This is a genomic window from Methylocystis sp. ATCC 49242 (assembly GCF_000188155.2).
Classification (GTDB): Bacteria; Pseudomonadota; Alphaproteobacteria; order Rhizobiales; family Beijerinckiaceae; genus Methylocystis.
This window is the reverse complement of the sequence record NZ_KE124774.1, coordinates 1,167,268-1,184,255: the sequence shown is the minus strand read 5'-3', so window position 1 is coordinate 1,184,255 and position 16,988 is coordinate 1,167,268. Positions and strand designations below refer to the sequence as shown.

Here is a 16,988-nt window from a genome sequence, read left to right as displayed (position 1 = left end):
CGGCCAGCCAGCGGCGGGCTGAGGAACGGGCCGCGATTCGGCCGGACGGCCGATCGCGCCCTCGACGCGATTGATCGTCGCTTCGACGAGAACATCGTTCGGTCCGCCGATCAGGAGGAGGTGTTCGATGTTGTCGCGACGAACGATGACGAGCTGACGCTCGCGGTCGAGATCGAACACATCGACGACATCGAGGCGTCGCGGGCGATTGCGGGCCCCCGGCGCGCGAATTTTTCGTCCGAACAGGAGCCGGAAGATGTAAAGCACCAGGAGCGCGGCGAACAGGAACGCCACGATTGCTCCGAGTACGGGGAGCAGTTGTGAGAATTTCTCGGGCATGAACAGCAAGTCTCTCGTTCGAACGCGCATGAACCTCGCCAATTTAGCATCTTTTCTGGCAAGCGGCGCCGAAAGGTTAACGAATGGTTAACAAATGTCGATGAAGTCAGGGGCGTTTTACCCCGACGTCCTCGCCATTGCTCCCCCGATCGCCGATGTTTCGAGCGAATCTGCCGAAGCGCGCGATCTAAAGGCTTGGGGAAAACTGGACGGCGTTTCGACTCTTTTTCGTTAAGCATTATTCTGTGGGCGAGACCGAATCGCCCGCGGCGACCTCGCGGAAGCGGCGTTCGGGCTCTACACGCGGGGCCTATAGTGATGACCGAGCGGGCGGCGCCGTCTGCATTTGACCGAAACGAGCGGCCCGGAAACGCAGGCCTCGTGATGGCTTTGGCCGTCGCGATCGTCGCGGTGCTCGGCGTATATTTTCTGGCGCCGGCGTCTCTGGCGCCGCGTTTCATGATGCTCGCGCTGGCGCTTTTCGGCGTGGCCGGAATATTTTTTCTTTTCGCCTACGCCGTCGGCCTCATCCAGTTCTCCACCCGCGTCGCCCGCAACGACGTCACCAAACTCATCGCCGACACATCGGGCGAGGGCCTGCTCGTCACCAAGGGCGATTTGCAGATCGTCTACGCCAACGAAGCCTATATGGCGCTCTGCGGCGCGCGAGACGCCGCGGGACTGCAAGCGGTCGAGCGACTGTTCTCCGGCCCGCCGGAAGTCTCGGAAGCGATTTATCGCCTCGCCCAGGCAGCCCGCGCGGGGACGGCGCATGTCGAGGATTTGCGCCTTTCGCCGCCGCTCACCGGCCTCGGCCCCTTCGGGTGGTACCGCATCCGCGTGCGTCCGCTGCCGCAAGCCGGGCCGCGCGCCGCGCTTTGGGCCGTCGCCGACGTGACCGCCGATCGCCAGCGGCAGGAGAATGTCTTTCAGGAGCTCCAGCACGCGATCGACTTCCTCGATCACGCGCCGGCAGGTTTCTTCTCCGTCGGGCCGGACGGCGAAATCTCCTATATGAACAAGACGCTCGCCGGCTGGCTCGGTTACGATCTGACGCAGGTCGGCTCGGGCGGCGCGACGCTGTCGACTGTCATCGCCAACAACGGCGCGGCGCTGCTGGCCGCGGTGGCTGGATCGCCCGGCGAGGTGAAGACGGAGCAGATCGACCTCGATCTGCGTTGCCGTAACGGGCGCTCTCTGCCGGTGCGGCTGCTGCATCAGGTGGCCTTCGGGCAGGACGGCGCCGCCGGCGCCTCGCGCACGCTGGTGCTCAACCGCGCCGCCGGCGAGCAGCCCGAGGACAATTTGCGCGCCGCCGAAGTGCGCTTCGCCCGTTTCTTCAACTCGACGCCGATGGCCATCGCCACGCTCGACGCCGAGGGGCGCCTGCTCGGCTCCAACGCCGCCTTTGCCCGGCTGCTTCCGCAGGCGCTGAAAGGCGGGCAAGGGAGCGACAGCGCGCCATGGGCGGTGCTCGCCGATCTGAACGAACGCGACAGCGCCTCTCTGCGCAGCGCCATACAGGACGCGGTGGAGGGCAAGAGCGACATTCGCCCGGTGAATGTCGCCTTCGACGACGGCGCCGCGCCGCGCTCGGCGCGCTTTTTCGTCTCGCCGGCCGAAGACGCCGGCAAGAAGGGCGCGATGATCTACGCCCTCGATACGAGCGAACAGCGCAAGCTGCAGGAGGAATTCGCGCAGTCGCAGAAGATGAACGCCGTGGGCCAGCTCGCGGGCGGCATCGCGCATGATTTCAACAACATGCTGACGGCGATCATCGGCTATTCCGACCTGCTGCTCTCCAGCCATCGTCCGACCGATCCGGCCTTCCGGGACATTCGCCAGATCAAGGAGACGGCCAATCGCGCCGCCGGGCTGACGCGGCAATTGCTGGCCTTCTCGCGCCGCCAGACCCTCCGTCCGCAGGTGCTGCAGCTGAGCGACGCGCTTTCGGAGCTGCAAATCCTCCTGCGCCGCGTCGTCGGCGAGAAGAACGAACTCGACCTGCGCCACGGCCGCGACTTGTGGTTCGTGAAGGCGGACATCACGCAATTCGAGCAGGTCATCATCAATCTCGTCGTCAACGCCCGCGACGCCATGCCGGAGACGGGCGGGCGCGTGCAGATTCGCACCCGGAACGCCCCCAAGGCGGATTGCGCCGGCTTCAACGAGCCGGAGCTGCCGTCGGCCGATTATGTGCTGATCGAGGTCGAGGACAGCGGAAGCGGCATCCCTCCGGAGGTGAAGGAAAAGATCTTCGAGCCCTTCTTCACCACCAAGGAGGTCGGAAAGGGCACTGGCCTCGGGCTATCGACCGTGTTCGGCATCATCAAGCAGTCCGGCGGTTTCATCTTCGTCGACAGCGAAGTCGGGCGCGGGACGATCTTCCGCATCTTCCTGCCGCGCCATGTGCCGGAGGAAAAGGAGCAGTCCCAGAAGGCGGACGCGCCGAAGGCCGCCGCAGATTACACGGGGCAGGGCGTCGTGCTCCTCGTCGAGGACGAAGACGCCGTGCGCGCGATCGGAGCGCGCGCCCTCAAATCGCGCGGCTTCACGGTGCTGGAGGCTGCGACCGGCCTCGAGGCGCTGGAACTGGTGGAGGAGGTCGGCGGCAAGATCGACCTTATCGTCTCAGACGTGGTCATGCCGGAGATGGACGGCCCCGCAATGTTCGCCGAGCTGCGCAAGCGTGGCGTCGACGCCAAGGTGATCTTCGTCTCCGGCTATGCGGAAGAGGCTTTCGCCAAAAACCTGCCGGAGGGCGACTTCGGCTTCCTGCCCAAGCCATTCTCGATCAAGCAGTTGATCGAGACGGTGAAGTCGCATTTGGGTTAATCGGCGCAAGCAGCGGCGTTCGCCGGATCGGCTGTAGCCGACGCGCTTACAACATTGGCGCTACTACCCGCACGCGGCGTTTGACGCCGTCCGGCCCCACGACTTCGCGGTAGACCTCGCCAGAGGCGTCGTCGGTAGCGGGGGCGGTTCCCCGCAAGGCCTCGTTCCCTTGCGCGCCCCCCGGCGGCTGCGCCCTGGTTTTTTTCGCGCGCGGGTCGGCGGATGTGAGCGGCCGCGACATCTGCTCCGCTTGCTCGGCGGTGACCATCTGGTCCTTGCTGTTTCGCTCGGCGATGATCCGCTCGGCCTCGGCGAGCGCCTCCGCCCAGCTCTGCCCCGGGGGCTTGCAGCCGCAGGAGGCGTCATAAGTCTTCTGGAATTTCAGCGCGTTGGGGTGATCGGAATAGGGCTCGCCCTCTATGGAGACGGCCTCGTTGAGGTCTCTCCATGGCGCGCGGGTGTAGAGCTTCGCCTCCGCATTCGGGCAAAGCGCTTTGCAGAGCGCGTTCAAATCGTCGAGATTAGAGTTTTTGGCCGTATAATTCAGCGGAAAGAAGCCGCCGTCGCAACTGCGAACGCAAAGCGCCTGCGAGCCGCCGCGCGGCCGCTCGTCGCTCTGATCGCTTTCGTCATAGGGGTCGCGCGGCTCGGGCTCGACGGGGCCGACGGGAACTTCGCGCAGGCCGCTGGCGTCATTGGGCGGCGCGACGCCGAACAGCTCTTCGAAGAAATTGCGCGGCTGCGGCACGCGCGCGGGCATGACACGGGGATTGCGGCACTCGGCCTCGTAGCGCGCAGCCAGCGCCTGGCGTTGGCTGTCGTCGGCCGCGCCCTGCTCATAGGCGGCGATGCTGCCGCGCAGGGCGCTGAGTCGGGCGTTGAGGCCAGCGCATTGCGGCGGCGGCGGATCGCCGAAGAACAGGAATTGTTCGCGGTCGCAGCCCATGGCGCGCCCGCGCGCGGCGAGCCGGCCGTATTCCGCGCGCTGCTTCGCGGCGGCGGCGCGGTAGCGGGCGGCGGCGCCGTCCGCGGTCGCCCGTGCGATCTGCGTCCGCAGATCGGCGCAATAGGCGCTCTCGGCGCGCGCGCCGCCTGTCGGCGTTCCGGCGGCCGCCAGCATGGTCGCAAGCCATGCGACGACTGAAAACCCGTGGGAAAACCTCGGCCCCAAGTTTGGCCTCATGAATTTCTCTGGCTTCTGAGGGATGGCGACCGGTTGGGGCCGGACCTCGCAGGACAGGGCCGTCCGGGTGACGCGCCCACCCGCCGCGCGAATCGCCAAATCGCTACGCTTTTGTTCATACTCGCCTAATCGCGCCTCGCATGATAGCGGCCATGATTGTCACGCGCATCATGTCCGCAAAAAGGCGAGGCTCGCGACAGGTTTCGTCACCCGTGTTCCTGCGGCGGCGCAACAATTTTTTTGTCTCCCCGAAGGTTCGGGCTCTTCCCTTGCCGCTCGAACTCGCCCATATCCGCGGCGTCGACTTGGAGGATTAACCTATGAAACGTTCCGGTTTCGCTGCAATTTTTTCGATCGCCGTCGCCGCGCTGGCAAGCGCAACCCATGCCGACGCGCAAAACGGGCCGGACCTCATCTTTCGCAAGTCGACCGATTTCAAGCTCCTGACCCCCAACGACAAACTCGCCACCTATGGCGTCGACGACCCCCTCGTCGAGGGCGTGGCCTGCTATTACACGGCGCATGAAAAGGGCGGCGTCGCGGGCATGTTCGGGGTCGCCGAGCAGACCTCGGAAGTCTCGCTCTCCTGCAGCCAGTATGCGCCGATCAAGTTCAAGGAAAAGTTTGGTCAGGGAGATTTGGTCTTCAGCGAGCGCCGGTCGTTGCTGTTCAAGCGCATGCAGATTGCGCGCGGCTGCGACGTGAAGCGCAACGTCCTTGTTTACATGGTCTATTCGGACAAGCTGGTAGAAGGCTCGCCCGAAAACTCCACGTCCACCATCGCGATCCAGCCGTGGGGCGGCCAGACCGAGGTTCCGAAATGCGCCGACTTCGTGAGGTGAGGGGCTGATCAGTCCGTGCAGGAGACGACCGCCGCGCCGGCCTGAGCCGGCGTGCGGGCCGTATCCGAATGAATGGCGGCGGTGACGTCCTCGGCGCGGCCATAGGCGCGCGCGGGGCCGTGGCCGTGGGACTCGCACCAGGCGTCGGCGACGATCTTGCCGCATTCGGACTGCTGCGTGAGACACTCCAGCACGCCATAGCCGTCCTGATCCGAAATCACATAGGTCGCCGCGGTCTCCGCCTGGGCGCCGGATTGATAGGCTGCGCTGACCAGCAGGCCGGCGAGCAGGGGCGCGAGCAGACGCGGCCAGACCGAACCTTCGAATTTTGACGGCATGAACATGGGGGGGCCTACTTTAAGCCGCGAAAACAAGGGCGCGGACGGCCTCCAGAGGTAGCGGGACGCGGTAAAATATGCGTTAAGTCGCCACGATCTCGCCTTAATGCGGCGGCGGGTCGCGCTTGACGCGGATGCGCTCCGGGCGCATGGTCGCGCCATGACGCTCCGTTTCCGAATTTGTGGCCGGATTATTATCAGCTAGCGCCCACCGCTGGCCGGAGCCGTCACGTCTCATCAAACGACATGAAACGACGCCCCGGCCGGCATTGGCCTATTGGGGAATTGCATGTCGCAGACGCTCAGGATCTACAACACGCTCGCACGCGAGAAGCAGGAGTTTCGCCCGCTCGACGCGTCCAACGTGCGCATGTATGTCTGCGGGCCGACGGTCTATGACTATGCGCATATCGGAAATGCGCGTCCGCTGATCGTCTTCGACGTGCTTTACCGGCTGCTGCGCCATCACTACGGCGCCGATCACGTCACCTATGTCCGCAACATCACCGACGTCGACGACAAGATCAACGCGCGCGCCGCCGAGCGTGGGATTTCCATTCGGGAGCTGACCGAGGAGACCAACAGGGTCTTTCAGGAGGACGTTCGCGCGCTCGGCTGCCTCGAGCCCACGGTGCAGCCGCGCGCGACCGAGCACATTGCCGAGATGATTTCGATCATCGAGAGGCTGATCGCGTCTCGCCACGCCTATGCGGCCGACGGCCATGTGCTATTCGACGTGCCGTCGATGAAGGATTACGGCCGGCTGTCGCGCCGTTCGCTCGACGAAATGCTCGCCGGCGCGCGCGTCGACGTCGCGCCCTACAAGCGCGGCGACATGGATTTCGTGCTGTGGAAGCCATCGAAGGAGAACGAGCCGGGCTGGGACAGCCCGTGGGGCAGGGGCCGTCCGGGCTGGCATATCGAATGCTCCGCAATGTCGTGGAAGCATCTCGGCGAAACATTCGACATCCACGGCGGCGGCATCGATCTCGTCTTTCCACATCATGAAAACGAGATCGCGCAATCACGCTGCGCCTTCGATCACGACGTGATGGCGAATTACTGGATGCATAACGGATTCCTGCAGGTCGAGGGCGAGAAAATGTCCAAGAGCCTGGGGAATTTCGTGACGATCCACGAGTTGCTGCACACGGAGAAATTCGGCGGGAGGAAATGGCCGGGCGAAGTGCTGCGCCTCGCGATGCTGCGCACGCATTATCGGCAGCCGATCGACTGGACGGTGAAGGCGCTGGAGGAGGCGGAGACGAGTTTGCGGCGATGGGCGGAGTTTATTGAGGCTGGCGAGACTACTGGCGATAGTAGTGACTTCTTTGGTCAATTCGTCGGTGCTCTGAAGGATGACCTCAACACCCCTCTCGCCATGAGTTTCCTTCATAGTGTGTTCGACCCCCGCCTGCTTGATGACGCATTGATGCTCGTCGGCATTGACGCTCGAAGCTATGTGCAATGGATCGAACGCGAGACGCGACGGGGGGTGGATGCCGCCGCCATTGGCGCTCTTATAAATGCCCGCCTCGCCGCCCGCGCGGCAAAAAACTGGGCCGAGTCCGATCGCATCCGCGACGAACTCGCCGCCATGGGCATTGCGCTCAAGGACAACAAGGACGGCACGACGACATGGGAGGTGAAGCGGTGAAAGTTTCCTTCCATCTATTCTGCAAACGAACCAATGGAGCGTAGACATGTCCAATAACGACTGGAAAAAGACGCTGCCGTTCAAGCGCCATTGGCTCGTCTATCTTATTTTCAAACTGCTCGTGCTCGCCTTCGCGGCCTTTATCGCGTGGCATTTGCTGCGCGCATTCGATGTCGTCTGACAATGGCGCATAGTGCGACGACGCCCGGTTTGCGGCCCTTTCTCCCCGCCGATGCGGCGCCGCTGGCGGCGCTGTTTCGCGCGAGCATAGAGACGCTTGCCGCCGACGATTATGACGACGATCAGCGCGAGGCCTGGGCGTCTGCGGCGGATGACGAAGCGGCGTTCGCCGCGCGTCTTGCGAGCGGTCTCACGATCATCGCGCTCGTCAACGGCGCCATCGCAGGCTTTGCGTCGCTCAAGGACAACAGGCTTTTCGACATGCTCTATGTGCGTCCCGATCTCGCGGGTCAGGGCGTCGGCTCGGCGCTTGCGGAAGCGATCGAAAAGCTCGCGGGCGCTCGGGGAGCGAAGAAACTGACGGTCGACGCCTCCGACGCCGCACGGGACTTTTTCGCCGCCCGCGGTTATGTCGCGCAGCAACGCAATACGGTGACGATCGCCGGGCAATGGCTCGGCAACACCACCATGACCAAGGAACTGGCTGCGCCGGCCGCCGGGAGACCGCATTGATGACGAAGCAACGCGTGACGCTTTACGACACGACGCTGCGCGACGGCGCGCAGACGACGGGCGTCGATTTCTCGCTCGACGACAAACGGCAGATCGCCGCCATGCTCGACGAGCTCGGCATCGATTACGTCGAAGGCGGCTATCCCGGCGCCAATCCGCTGGACACGGAGTTCTTCGCGGCGCGGCCGAAGATGCGCGCCCGCTTTTCGGCCTTCGGCATGACGCGGCGACAGGGGCGCTCGGTCGAGAACGACCCCGGCGTCGCGGCGCTGCTGGACAGCTCCGCCGACGCTGTAACTTTTGTCGCCAAGAGCTGGGACTATCAGGTCAAGGTCGCGTTACGCTCCACGGAAGAGGACAACCTCGAGGGAATTACGCAATCCGTAAGAGCGGCGGTCGCGCGCAATAAGGAGGCGGCGGTCGATTGCGAGCATTTTTTCGATGGTTTCAAGGACAATCCCGAATATGCGCTCGCCTGCGCCAGGGCGGCTTATGACGCGGGCGCGCGCTGGATTGTGCTTTGCGACACCAATGGCGGCACGCTGCCGCATGAGGTCGAACGCATCGTTACGGAAGTCGTAAAAATCATTCCGGGCGAGCGCGTCGGCGTGCATTGCCACGACGACACGGGGCAGGCGGTTGCAAATTCTCTCGCCGCCGTGCGCGCCGGCGCACGGCAGATTCAGGGAACGCTCAACGGGCTCGGCGAACGCTGCGGCAACGCCAATCTCACGACGATCATCCCGACGCTGCTGCTGAAGGACGAGTTCGCTTCGCGCTTCGAGATCGGCGTGACGCGCGAGAAGCTGACACACCTCACCCGCATCAGCCACGCGCTCGACGAATTGCTGAACCGTGCGCCGAACCGCCATGCGCCCTATGTCGGCGCCAGCGCCTTCGCGACCAAAGCCGGCATTCACGCCTCGGCCGTGCTGACCGATCCGCGCACCTACGAGCATGTGCCGCCGGAGACGGTCGGCAATACGCGCCGCGTGCTGGTGTCGGATCAGGCGGGGCGCTCCAACATCATCTCGGAGCTGACGCGTCTCGGCGTCGCGCTCGACAAGGACGACCCGCGCCTGACGCGCCTTCTCGACGAGGTAAAGGAGAAGGAGGCTCAGGGCTACGCCTATGAAGGCGCCGATGCTTCATTCTTCCTGCTCGCCAAGCGCGTGATGGGCGAGGCGCCGCATTATTTCGACATCGAGCGCTACAGCGTCGCGGTGGATCGCCGTTTCGCGCGCAACGGCTTCGAGGACAGGGGCGCCGAGGCGATCGTCAAGATCAATGTGCATGGGGAGACGCGCATCTCGGCGGCCGAGGGCAATGGTCCCGTCAATGCGCTCGACCTCGCATTGCGCAAGGACCTCGGCGCCTATCAGCGCTTCATCGACGACGTGCGGCTCGTCGATTATCGCGTGCGCGTCTTTCAGGGAGGCACGGACGCCGTGACGCGCGTGCTGGTGGAATGTGCGGATGACGAGGGCAATCGCTGGTCCACCGTCGGCGTATCGGCGAATGTCATCGACGCGTCTTTCGAGGCGCTGGTCGACGCGATCAATTATAAGCTGATGATGTCGGGCGCACGGCCCGACGAGCACAAATATACTGCGTCAAAGCACGATCCGCTCTGGGGGACGATCTAGCGAAAGCCCCGCCCTGTCCCGCGTTGGCGGGGCAGGGGCCCGACGACAGCCTACATCCTCTCGGTCACTGCCGTCGCCGCTATCTCCGGCGTTCGGCGCGCCGCCGCGAAGATCATCGGCAACACGTCCTCTATGCGCTCCGCCACCATGTAATGCACGTCATATCCCTCTCGGATGAAAGCCGTATTGCGCATATGCGCGAGGAGCGACAGCAGCGGGCGCCAGAAGCCGCCGATGTTGGCGATGACGAGGGGCTTGGTGTGGCGGCCGAGCTGGATCCAGGTGAGCTGTTCGGCGAGCTCCTCCAGCGTGCCGACGCCGCCGGGCAGGGCGACAAAAGCGTCGGAGCGCTCGAACATCACACGTTTGCGCGTGTGCATGTCCTCCACGACGAGGAGCTCAGTGAGACCCTCCGCCGCGATTTCGCGGTCGTCGAGGAAATCCGGGATGACGCCGGTCACGCGGCCGCCGGCTTCGAGCGTCGCGCGCGCGGCGACGCCCATCAGGCCGCAATTGCCGCCGCCATAAACGAGTCCGACGCCCGCGCGCCCCAGCGCGGTCCCGAAAGCCTCAGCAGCGGCGGCGTAGCGGGGATCGTCGCCCTCAGCCGAACCGCAATAAACGCAAATATTTTTTATGTCGTGCATGTCGTGTCTCATGTAGCGCCTTGTCGCGCGCTGAAGCCGAAGGCGTCAAGCGGGGTGCGAAACCGGCCCAAACGTCATATATGACACCCTAGGCCTCGACCGAGGCGTTTTCATCACCAGCACCGGAACCCGAATGCTCAGAATTGGCCAGCGCGACTCGAGCGCTCACGGCGCTCCCGCGGACGCGCCTCTGTCGGAAGCCTCGCTCTTCAAGACCATCCGCCATTTGTGGCCCTATATCTGGCCGCGCGGGCGGCGTGATCTGGAGCGACGCGTCGCGATCGTCTTCGTGCTGCTGTTCATCAGCAAGATGTTCAACGCGCTCACGCCCTACGCCTTCAAATGGGCGACGGACGCGCTGGCCGCTGGCGGCGATGGCGTGGTTGCGGCGGTGGGGCTCGGCGCGGTCGGCTTCACGCTGCTGATGGGCGGCATCCGCATCACCGCGGTCATTCTCATGCAGGCGCGCGACGGCATTTTTGCCGCGGTGGCGATGAACGCTGTACGTCGTCTGGCCACGGACCTGTTCGTGCATATGCACGAATTGTCCCTGCGCTTTCACATCAGCCGCAAGACCGGCGGGCTCACGCGCGTGCTGGAGCGCGGGCGCAACGCAATTGAAACGCTCTCACGCCTCATCATGTCCACCGGCGCGCCGACGCTGATCGAGATGCTGCTGGTGCTGGGCGTGTTTCTTTATCAGTTCGACTGGCGCTACGGCCTCGTGCTGATCACGACGCTTGCAGCCTATTTCGCCTATACGACGATGGCGACCAACTGGCGCATCGCCATCCGGCGTCAGATGAACGAGAGCGACACGGACGCCAACCAGAAGGCGATCGACAGTCTGCTCAACTACGAGACCGTGAAATATTTCGGCGCCGAGGCGCGTGAGGCGGCGCGCTACGACAAGTCGATGATCCACTACGAGAAGGCGAGCACACATTCCTATGTGTCGCTCGCGGTCCTAAACGCCGGACAGACGGTGATCTACATCATCGGCCTGACGATGATGATGGTGATGTGTGTCTACGGCATTCGTGACGGCCGCAACAGCATCGGCGACTTCGTGCTTATCAACGCCATGATGATCCAGCTTGCCCAGCCGCTGAATTTCATGGGCACATTCTATCGCGAGGTGCGTCAGGCGATCATCGACATCGAGACCATGTTCTCGATCCTCGCGCGCAGCCCGGAAATTTCCGACAAGCCTGACGCCCGGCCGCTCGTCGTGCGCGAGGGTCACATCGTCTTCGATAATGTGTTTTTCCACTATGACGCCAATCGTCCGATCCTGAAGGGCGTCAGCTTCGAGGCGGCGCCGGGCAAGACCATCGCCATCGTCGGCCCTTCAGGCGCCGGCAAGTCCACCATCTCGCGTTTGATGTTTCGTTTTTACGAACCGCAGGGCGGGCGGATCACCATCGACGGGCAGGACATTCTCGACGTGACGCAGGTCAGCCTGCGCGCGGCGATCGGCATGGTGCCGCAGGATACGGTGCTGTTCAACGACAGCATCGGCTACAACATCCGCTATGGCCGCTGGGACGCGACGGACGAGGAAGTGCGCGAGGCGGCGCGGCTGGCGCAGATCGACCGTTTCATTGAGAGCGTGCCGGGAGGCTATGACGCGCAGGTGGGCGAGCGCGGCTTGAAGCTCTCCGGCGGCGAGAAGCAGCGCGTCGCGATTGCGCGGACGATCCTCAAAGGTCCGCCGATCCTCATTCTCGACGAGGCGACCTCGGCGCTCGACAGTTTCACCGAGCATGAAATTCAGGAGGCGCTGCGTCGCGTCGCCAGAGGCCGCACGACGCTCGTCATCGCGCACCGCCTTTCGACAGTCGTGGACGCGGATGAAATCCTCTTCCTCGACCACGGCCGCATCATCGAGTGCGGGACGCATAGCGAGTTGCTCGCGCTCGGGGGCCATTACGCGGGTATGTGGAATCGCCAGCGCGAGGCTGCGGAAGCCCGCGCGAAGCTCCTGGAGGCCGAGCGGGAGGAGGTCGAGTGACGCCGCGACGCATCCCGTCGGCGCTCCACGTTGGCGGATTTGCGGCGGCTTTTGGCGAAAAACGCACTTTGATCGAAGTCAGGCGGCGCTGCACGCTGGTCATTCGCATCCTCGCCATGCGGGGATGTTGGATGCCTTGAATCGGGAGCGTCTGATGCTGAAAACACTTCTGTTCGCTTCGCTGGCGGCGCTCAGCGCCGTTTCCACGGGCGCCCAGGCCCAGATCAAGGCCGAGCATCCCCGTTTTTGCGTCATGAGCGTCGGGCCGACGCAAATGATGTTCAGCGCCTTTCAGGAGAACAAGAGCGACGAGATTTTCTGCCAGCATGTGCCCGGTACGGGACCGACCATGCTCATCCTCGACGCGCGGCAGCCGGAGCTGCGCGACATGAGGATCGAGGTCCGCGTGCTCCGTGACGTCGGGCAGAAGGACTGGCGAGACGATCTCGACGTTAATACCGTCGCTATGCTTCCGGCGGGCAAGCATCTCGTCAAAACGGGCACGGCGAGCTTCACGCATAACTTCGCTGAAGAGGGCGATTACATCACGCTCGTGCGCGCGACGAGCGAGGACGGATTGAAGGAATATGTCGGCCAGTATCAGTTCTCGGTCGGCGAATCGACGGAATGGGTGATGGCTGGCGGCGCGCTCGTCGCATTCGCGGCCGCAGCCGGGTTTGGCGTCTGGCGGCGCGGCAATGCGACGCGGAAGCCGCCGCAGCCCAAAGCCCAACCGGAAGATTCAGAGGCCAAGCCCGAGACGTCACCCGTTCGTCAGTCGACGTAAGTTCCGCTTGACCCGTTTCTTGTAGACGGCCATCGCGCGGCCCGGCGCGCGATGCGCCTGCCCGGTCAGGACGCTCTGCGCAGCCTGCAGCGTCGCCTCCGCGGCGGCCTCCACTTTCTCGGTCACCATGAGCCTGCTCTCGCGCGTGGCGTCGACGCCGCCAAAGGCGATCTTGGTCAGACGCATGGCGATGACCGTATGGGCCGCCCAGCTCATCGCGACGGTCTCGGTGAAGAGATTGGTCAATTCGCTCTTGCCCTTGCGCATGTCGGTCGCTCTCTCGTCAGGCGGTCGATGACAAGTCTAGCGCGTGAGGGCGCTCAAAAGCAAAGTCTGTGGCGTCCGGCTTCCATCTCCGCGCCATCGGCCCCATATTGCGGCCATGTCCAAAGCTCCCAGGAAAGACGCTCCGAAGAAGGACCCCGCGCGGCCGACCCGCGCCAAGGCGGCGAAACCCGAGGTCGCGCCGCTCGCGCCACATCTGGCGCAGTTGCTCAATCCCGCGCTGGCGCCCGGTTTTGGGGACATTCCGCAGGCGAGTTACGACGCCACGAATCTCACGGGGCTCGACGACCAGGAAATACCGAAATGGGTTTTGGGCGACTCGCCGCCTCAGGGCGGAGGCGTGCAGGCGACGGCCGACAGTCTCGCCGACCTGCTTCGCCTCGGCGACCCGAATCTGCGCGACAAAAAGCCCTGGGTTCCGCACAGGCCGGAACGTCCCGAGAAGTCCGAGGGCGGCGTCAAGTTCGAGCTCGTGTCCGACTATACGCCAAAGGGCGACCAGCCGGCGGCGATCGCGGAGCTGGTGAAGGGTATCGAGGCGCAGGAGCGCGATCAGGTGCTTCTCGGCGTCACGGGCTCCGGCAAGACCTTCACCATGGCGAGCGTCATCGCCGCGACGCAGCGCCCGGCGCTGATCCTCGCGCCCAACAAGACGCTGGCGGCGCAGCTCTACGGCGAGTTCAAGAGCTTCTTCCCCAACAACGCCGTCGAATATTTCGTCTCCTATTACGACTACTACCAGCCCGAAGCCTATGTGCCGCGCTCGGACACCTACATCGAGAAAGAGTCCTCGGTGAACGAGCAGATCGACCGCATGCGCCACGCGGCGACGCGCGCGCTGCTGGAGCGCGACGACGTCATCATCGTGGCGTCCGTGTCCTGCATTTACGGCATCGGCTCGGTCGAGACCTACACCGCGATGACTTTCTCCGTGCAGCTCGGCGAGAAGCTGGAGCAGCGCCAGCTCGTGACTGATCTCGTCGCCCTGCATTACCGCCGCGTGCAGGCGGATTTCACGCGCGGAACCTTCCGCGTCCGGGGCGACACGGTCGATGTTTTCCCGGCCCACTATGAGGACCGCGCCTGGCGCGTCAGCTTCTTCGGCGACGAGGTGGAGTCGATCTGCGAATTCGACCCGCTCACGGGCAAGAAGACCGTCGATCTCGAATTTGTGAAGATTTACGCCAATTCGCACTATGTCACGCCGCGGCCGACGCTGCTGCAGTCGATCAAGGCGATCAAGGATGAATTGCGCGCGCGGCTCGACGAGCTGAATCGTTCCGGCCGCTTGCTCGAGGCGCAGCGGCTCGAACAGCGCACACGCTTCGATCTGGAGATGATGGAGGCGACGGGCGCCTGCGCAGGCATCGAGAATTATTCGCGCTATCTCACCGGCCGCAAGCCCGGCGAGCCGCCGCCGACGCTCTTTGAATATCTGCCCGACAATGCGCTCGTCTTCGCGGACGAAAGCCATGTCTCCATCCCGCAGATCGGCGGCATGTATCGCGGCGACTTCCGCCGCAAGGCGACGCTGGCCGAATATGGTTTCCGCCTTCCGTCATGCATGGACAACCGCCCGCTGCGTTTCGAGGAATGGGACGCGATGCGCCCGCAGACCGTGTCCGTCTCGGCGACGCCAGGCAATTGGGAGCTGGAGCAGACCGGCGGCGTTTTCGTCGAGCAGGTCATTCGCCCGACGGGCCTCATCGATCCGCCCGTCGAGGTGCGTTCCGCCCGCACGCAGGTCGATGACCTTCTCGACGAAGTGCGCGCGACCTCGCAGATCGGCTATCGCACGCTCGTGACGGTGCTGACGAAACGCATGGCCGAGGACCTCACTGAATATCTGCACGAGAACGGCGTGCGCGTGCGCTACATGCACAGCGACATCGACACGCTGGAGCGCATCGAGATCATCCGCGACCTGCGACTCGGCGCCTTCGACGTGCTCGTGGGCATCAACCTGCTGCGCGAGGGGCTCGACATTCCCGAATGCGGGCTCGTCGCCATTCTCGACGCGGACAAGGAAGGCTTTCTGCGCAGCGAAACCTCGCTGGTGCAGACCATCGGTCGCGCCGCGCGTAACGTCGACGGCCGCGTGATCCTGTACGCCGATCACATCACCGGCTCGATGAAGCGCGCGATGGACGAAACAGAACGCCGTCGCGCCAAGCAGCAGGCGTATAATATTGAAAACAACATCACGCCTGCGTCCATCAAGCGCGGCATCGCCGACATTCTCGGCAGCGTCGCCGAGCAGGACCATGTGACGGTCGACACCGGCTTCGACATCGCACCCGGCCACAATCTCGCGGCGACGATCGCCGATCTCGAAAAGCGCATGAAGGAGGTCGCCGCCGATCTGGCCTTCGAGGAGGCGGCGCGGCTGCGCGACGAAATCCAGCGATTGCAGAAGGCGGAGCTGCTGGCCGAGGCGAGCCCGATGCTGCGCATCTCCCTGTCGCGTCAGGCGAGGGCGGGGGGCGACGGCCCCGCGGGCACCCGCGCGCGCAAGCCCACCGACGCCGACATGGGGCCCCACAATTTCGGCGGCGGCGAGGCGCGGCCATTGGGGCGGATCGCCCCGCCACGCCCGGCAGGGCGGTCGAGCGGGGGGAAGCCGGGAACGCGGACGGTGAAGGGGAAGCCGAAGTAGCGACGGCGCCTTGAAACTCTCCGGTTCACAAATCCTGCAATCTCGATTAGTTTCCGCGCCAAGTCCGCTCCCCGAATCCGGGGAAGCGGGTATTTGCGTTGATGCGCCCGTCGGCTGAACCGGTTTCCTTTTCAGCGGATTGCGCTCCAGAAGGAACCACATGGCCAAGGAAGAACTGCTCGAATTTCCCGGAATCGTCACCGAACTGTTGCCGAGCGCGATGTTTCGCGTGAAGCTCGAGAACGATCATGAGATCATCGCCCATACGGCCGGCAAGATGCGCAAGAACCGCATCCGCGTGCTCGAAGGCGACAAGGTCCTCGTGGAAATGACGCCCTACGATCTCACGAAGGGCCGCATCACTTATCGCTTCCGGTAATCCCTTTCGGCGGAGCCTCGACCCGTGACAGCCGAACCCGCCGCCCCCCGCGCAAAACTCGTCCTGGCCTCGGCCTCGCCGCGCCGCTTGGCGCTGTTGCAGCAGGCGGGGCTGGAGGCCGACGCGCTTTTGCCCGCCGACATCGACGAGACGCCGCATCGCGGCGAATCGCCCCGCGCGCTCGCGATTCGTCTGGCGAGCGAGAAAGCAGCCGCTGCGGCGAAGGTCAAGATTGTGCATCCCGACCTGAAGGACGCCTATCTCATCGCCGCCGACACGGTCGTCGCGGTCGGGCGGCGCATTCTGCCCAAGCCCGAGACGACGGAAGACGCGGACGAATGTCTCCAGCTGCTCTCCGGCCGCCAGCATCGCGTCTACACGGCGGTGAGCATGATCACGCCCAAGGGATACGAGCGTAAGCGCCTCGTCGAGGCGCGGCTGCGGTTCAAGCGATTGAGCGCCATGGAGGTCGACGCCTATCTCGCCTCCGGCGAATGGCGCGGCAAGGCCGGCGGCTACGCCATTCAGGGCCTCGCGGGCGTCTTCGTCGTGAAGCTCGTCGGCTCCTACACGGCGGTCGTCGGCCTGCCGCTTTACGAGACGGTGTCTCTGCTCGCGGGGGAGGGTTATCCTGTCCTCACGCCATGGTTCGAGAAGGCGTGAGGCGAGCCCGAGGGGCGCGCCGGA

At 64.4% G+C, this 16,988-nt stretch carries 15 protein-coding genes and 1 pseudogene; 11 read left to right on the top strand and 5 right to left on the bottom strand.

Annotated elements, in window-relative coordinates:
• Positions 1-369: pseudogene (locus MET49242_RS26095) on the bottom strand (flagellar biosynthetic protein FliO); the annotation flags it as partial.
• A 288-nt stretch (positions 370-657) separates the two neighbouring features.
• On the opposite strand from MET49242_RS26095, the gene cckA reads away from it, so the two are divergent.
• A complete protein-coding gene (gene cckA / locus MET49242_RS07740) occupies positions 658-3,174 on the top strand; it encodes a cell cycle histidine kinase CckA (protein WP_036282015.1) in 2,517 nt (838 codons plus the stop codon).
• A 46-nt stretch (positions 3,175-3,220) separates the two neighbouring features.
• Here cckA and MET49242_RS07735 read toward each other — a convergent pair whose 3' ends face one another.
• Positions 3,221-4,357, bottom strand: a complete 1,137-nt coding sequence (locus MET49242_RS07735; protein ID WP_036282012.1) for a DUF2865 domain-containing protein — start codon at positions 4,355-4,357, stop codon at positions 3,221-3,223.
• Positions 4,358-4,677: 320 nt separating this feature from the next.
• Between MET49242_RS07735 and MET49242_RS07730 the strand changes: the two genes are divergently transcribed.
• Positions 4,678-5,199 (top strand): CreA family protein, encoded by a 522-nt coding sequence (locus tag MET49242_RS07730; RefSeq protein WP_036282008.1) that lies wholly within the window; start codon positions 4,678-4,680, stop codon positions 5,197-5,199.
• Between the two features lie 8 nt (positions 5,200-5,207).
• Here the strand turns inward: MET49242_RS07730 and MET49242_RS07725 are convergent, their stop codons facing one another.
• Positions 5,208-5,543 (bottom strand): hypothetical protein, encoded by a 336-nt coding sequence (locus MET49242_RS07725; protein ID WP_051134072.1) that lies wholly within the window; start codon positions 5,541-5,543, stop codon positions 5,208-5,210.
• Between the two features lie 283 nt (positions 5,544-5,826).
• Between MET49242_RS07725 and cysS the strand changes: the two genes are divergently transcribed.
• From cysS to cimA, 4 genes are read left to right on the top strand one after another with little or no spacing between them, the layout of a single operon-like run.
• A complete protein-coding gene (cysS, locus tag MET49242_RS07720) occupies positions 5,827-7,194 on the top strand; it encodes a cysteine--tRNA ligase (RefSeq protein WP_036282006.1) in 1,368 nt (455 codons plus the stop codon).
• A gap of 46 nt (positions 7,195-7,240) precedes the next feature.
• A complete protein-coding gene (locus MET49242_RS26350) occupies positions 7,241-7,375 on the top strand; it encodes a hypothetical protein (RefSeq protein ID WP_255679528.1) in 135 nt (44 codons plus the stop codon).
• Between the two features lie 2 nt (positions 7,376-7,377).
• Positions 7,378-7,887: a GNAT family N-acetyltransferase gene (locus MET49242_RS07715; protein WP_036282003.1), complete on the top strand. Its 510-nt coding sequence runs from the start codon at positions 7,378-7,380 to the stop codon at positions 7,885-7,887.
• Complete coding sequence (cimA, locus tag MET49242_RS07710) at positions 7,887-9,533, top strand: citramalate synthase (RefSeq protein ID WP_051134071.1); 1,647 nt, start codon at positions 7,887-7,889, stop codon at positions 9,531-9,533. The genes MET49242_RS07715 and cimA overlap by 1 nt, the downstream gene beginning before the upstream one ends.
• A gap of 50 nt (positions 9,534-9,583) precedes the next feature.
• Here cimA and MET49242_RS07705 read toward each other — a convergent pair whose 3' ends face one another.
• A complete protein-coding gene (locus tag MET49242_RS07705; protein ID WP_192815585.1) occupies positions 9,584-10,180 on the bottom strand; it encodes a TIGR00730 family Rossman fold protein in 597 nt (198 codons plus the stop codon).
• A gap of 133 nt (positions 10,181-10,313) precedes the next feature.
• Here MET49242_RS07705 and MET49242_RS07700 point away from each other — a divergent pair, with 133 nt between their 5' ends.
• Together MET49242_RS07700 and MET49242_RS07695 are read left to right on the top strand one after the other, a co-directional pair.
• Positions 10,314-12,194, top strand: a complete 1,881-nt coding sequence (locus MET49242_RS07700) for an ABC transporter ATP-binding protein/permease (protein ID WP_036282001.1) — start codon at positions 10,314-10,316, stop codon at positions 12,192-12,194.
• A gap of 154 nt (positions 12,195-12,348) precedes the next feature.
• Positions 12,349-12,981: a hypothetical protein gene (locus MET49242_RS07695; RefSeq protein ID WP_051134484.1), complete on the top strand. Its 633-nt coding sequence runs from the start codon at positions 12,349-12,351 to the stop codon at positions 12,979-12,981.
• Here MET49242_RS07695 and MET49242_RS07690 read toward each other — a convergent pair.
• On the bottom strand, positions 12,958-13,248 hold the full coding sequence (locus MET49242_RS07690) for a hypothetical protein (protein ID WP_227965231.1): 291 nt from the start codon (positions 13,246-13,248) through the stop codon (positions 12,958-12,960). The genes MET49242_RS07695 and MET49242_RS07690 overlap by 24 nt on opposite strands.
• Before the next feature lie 115 nt (positions 13,249-13,363).
• On the opposite strand from MET49242_RS07690, the gene uvrB reads away from it, so the two are divergent.
• The 3 genes from uvrB (at position 13,364) to MET49242_RS07675 (ending at position 16,964) form a co-directional block, all read left to right on the top strand.
• On the top strand, positions 13,364-15,922 hold the full coding sequence (uvrB, locus tag MET49242_RS07685; RefSeq protein ID WP_036281999.1) for an excinuclease ABC subunit UvrB: 2,559 nt from the start codon (positions 13,364-13,366) through the stop codon (positions 15,920-15,922).
• A 160-nt stretch (positions 15,923-16,082) separates the two neighbouring features.
• Positions 16,083-16,301 (top strand): translation initiation factor IF-1, encoded by a 219-nt coding sequence (gene infA, locus MET49242_RS07680; protein WP_016920926.1) that lies wholly within the window; start codon positions 16,083-16,085, stop codon positions 16,299-16,301.
• Between the two features lie 24 nt (positions 16,302-16,325).
• Positions 16,326-16,964, top strand: a complete 639-nt coding sequence (locus MET49242_RS07675; protein ID WP_036281993.1) for a Maf-like protein — start codon at positions 16,326-16,328, stop codon at positions 16,962-16,964.
• Positions 16,965-16,988: the final 24 nt, after the last annotated feature.

Excerpts from the sequence above, each read along its gene's own strand:
- cysS (WP_036282006.1), top strand. The coding sequence starts at position 5,827 with ATGTCGCAGACGCTCAGGATCTACAACACGCTCGCACGCGAGAAGCAG.
- infA (WP_016920926.1), top strand. The coding sequence starts at position 16,083 with ATGGCCAAGGAAGAACTGCTCGAATTTCCCGGAATCGTCACCGAACTG.
- MET49242_RS07690 (WP_227965231.1), bottom strand. The coding sequence starts at position 13,248 with ATGCGCAAGGGCAAGAGCGAATTGACCAATCTCTTCACCGAGACCGTC.
- MET49242_RS07705 (WP_192815585.1), bottom strand. The coding sequence starts at position 10,180 with ATGCACGACATAAAAAATATTTGCGTTTATTGCGGTTCGGCTGAGGGC.
- MET49242_RS07735 (WP_036282012.1), bottom strand. The coding sequence starts at position 4,357 with ATGAGGCCAAACTTGGGGCCGAGGTTTTCCCACGGGTTTTCAGTCGTC.
- MET49242_RS07700 (WP_036282001.1), top strand. The coding sequence starts at position 10,314 with ATGCTCAGAATTGGCCAGCGCGACTCGAGCGCTCACGGCGCTCCCGCG.
- MET49242_RS26350 (WP_255679528.1), top strand. The coding sequence starts at position 7,241 with ATGTCCAATAACGACTGGAAAAAGACGCTGCCGTTCAAGCGCCATTGG.
- cimA (WP_051134071.1), top strand. The coding sequence starts at position 7,887 with ATGACGAAGCAACGCGTGACGCTTTACGACACGACGCTGCGCGACGGC.
- MET49242_RS07730 (WP_036282008.1), top strand. The coding sequence starts at position 4,678 with ATGAAACGTTCCGGTTTCGCTGCAATTTTTTCGATCGCCGTCGCCGCG.
- MET49242_RS07715 (WP_036282003.1), top strand. The coding sequence starts at position 7,378 with ATGGCGCATAGTGCGACGACGCCCGGTTTGCGGCCCTTTCTCCCCGCC.
- cckA (WP_036282015.1), top strand. The coding sequence starts at position 658 with ATGACCGAGCGGGCGGCGCCGTCTGCATTTGACCGAAACGAGCGGCCC.
- uvrB (WP_036281999.1), top strand. The coding sequence starts at position 13,364 with ATGTCCAAAGCTCCCAGGAAAGACGCTCCGAAGAAGGACCCCGCGCGG.
- MET49242_RS07695 (WP_051134484.1), top strand. The coding sequence starts at position 12,349 with ATGCTGAAAACACTTCTGTTCGCTTCGCTGGCGGCGCTCAGCGCCGTT.
- MET49242_RS07725 (WP_051134072.1), bottom strand. The coding sequence starts at position 5,543 with ATGTTCATGCCGTCAAAATTCGAAGGTTCGGTCTGGCCGCGTCTGCTC.